Origin of the sequence: Salinicola socius (genome assembly GCF_001937195.1) — a bacterium.
GTDB lineage: Bacteria > Pseudomonadota > Gammaproteobacteria > Pseudomonadales > Halomonadaceae > Salinicola > Salinicola socius.
This window is the reverse complement of record NZ_MSDO01000042.1, coordinates 1-1,243: the sequence shown is the minus strand read 5'-3', so window position 1 is coordinate 1,243 and position 1,243 is coordinate 1. Positions and strand designations below refer to the sequence as shown.

The window sequence follows — 1,243 nt, the reverse complement described above, 5'->3', positions numbered from 1 at the left end:
GTATTCACCGACGACGTCGACACCACCCAGCCGGTCAGCCCTCAGGCGATCCGCTTCCATCGCCAGGATGCCACCGAGACGGAAGACGCGCTGACCCAGTGGGGCGGCGTGCGAAGCCAGCAGCCCACCCGCGTCAGCGTCGGCACTTTCGACTACAAGCAGCCGTCACTGACCAAGCGCACCGGCCTCGATACCCTCAGCGATCAGGGCAACCTGCCCGACACCGAGGTCTACGACTACGCCGGCGAGTATTACTACCACGGCTATGCGCGCGGCGAACGCCTCACCGAAAACCGGCTGGAAGCGCATGAATCCCTGGCCAAGCGTTTTCGCGGCAGCGGTGGCGCGCGCCAGCTCCAGGCCGGGCGCTGGTTCGAACTCACCCAGCACCCGCTGCACGACCTAGGGGGTGAGGAAGAGCGCCAGTTCCTGCTGCTCGGGGTGACCGTCCACGCCGAAAACGCCCTGCCGGTCTCGGCCCAGCTCCAGGCGCTGCCGGGTAGCCTGCAGCCGCAGCTCGACGCCGCCAGGAAAGCGCATGGGCTGGAAGACGAAGGCGATAGCGATCGTCTCTCCGACTACATGAGTGGCGGCACCGGCCACTTTCTGGTCGATCTCGACGCCCAGCGCCGCACCCAGCCCTACCGCCATCCGCTGGCCCACCGCCGCCCGGTGATCGGTGGCCCGCAGAGCGCCACCGTGGTCGGCCCCGCCAACGAGGAGATCCACACCGACCATCTCAACCGCGTGCGCGTCCAGTTCCACTGGGACCGCCAGGGTCAGAACGATGAGAATTCCAGCGTCTGGCTGCGGGTCTCCCAGCCCAACGCCGGCGCCGGCTGGGGTGGCGTGTTCGTCCCGCGCATCGGCCAGGAAGTGCTGGTCGACTTCCTCGAGGGCGACGCCGACCGGCCGCTGATCACCGGCCGGGTCTACAACGGCGAGCAGAGCCCCGACTGGCACAGCCACGGCCTGCTCTCCGGCTTCAAGAGCAAGACCTACCGCGGCAGCAAGTACAACGAACTCGTCTTCGACGACGCCACCGACCAGGAACGTGTCCGGCTCAACTCCGAAGCCGAGAAGAGCCAGCTCAACCTCGGCTACCTGATCCACCAGACCGGCAACACCCGGGGTGCCTTCCGCGGCACCGGGTTCGAGCTGCGCACCGATGCCTATGGCGCCATCCGCGCCAACCAGGGGCTCTACCTCTCAAGCTGGGGCCAGCTCGGCGCCAGCGGCGACC

General features: G+C 68.0%; 1 protein-coding gene. It reads left to right on the top strand.

Going from position 1 to position 1,243, the window contains the following annotated elements; genetic code table 11:
• Positions 1-1,243: type VI secretion system Vgr family protein (locus BTW07_RS18445; RefSeq protein ID WP_144076978.1), on the top strand; the 1,243-nt coding region annotated here is incomplete at both ends.